The 516-nt window shown below is 76.6% G+C and carries 1 protein-coding gene; it reads left to right on the forward strand.

Annotation, left to right across the window (positions count from 1 at the left end):
- A partial coding sequence (locus CCN33_RS27800; protein ID WP_140394707.1) for an aminotransferase class V-fold PLP-dependent enzyme occupies positions 1–516 on the forward strand: 516 nt, incomplete at both ends.

The following is a 516-nucleotide window of genomic DNA, read 5'->3' on the forward strand; positions in this document are numbered from 1 at the left end:
GTGCGCGAGCTGGACGTCGACTGGATCGCGTTCTCCGGGCACAAGCTGTACGCGCCCTTCGGCTCCGGGGTGCTGGCCGGGCGGGCCGACTGGCTCTCCGCGGCCGAGCCGTACCTCGCGGGCGGCGGCGCCAGCCGCACGGTGGCCCGGCGGCCCGACGGCTCGGTGGCGGTGGAGTGGCACGAGGGTGCCGCCCGGCACGAGGCGGGTTCGCCCAATGTCATCGGCGCCTACTCGATCGCCTCGGCCTGCCGGGCGCTCACCGAGGCCGGTCCCGAGGCGCCGGCCGCCCGTGAGCGGCACCTGCTCGGGCTGCTCCGCTCGGGCCTCGCCGAGGTGCCCGGGGTGCGGGTGCTCTCGCTGTTCGGCGACGACGCCCCGCGCGTGGGCGTGCTGTCCTTCGTGGTGGAGGGCTGGAACAGCTCCCACCTGGCCGCCGCGCTCTCCGCCGAGTACGGCATCGGCGTCCGTGACGGCCTCTTCTGCGCCCACCCCCTGGTGCACGCCCTGCTCGGC

The organism is Streptomyces recifensis (genome assembly GCF_002154615.1).
Classification (GTDB): Bacteria; Actinomycetota; Actinomycetes; order Streptomycetales; family Streptomycetaceae; genus Streptomyces; species Streptomyces griseoluteus.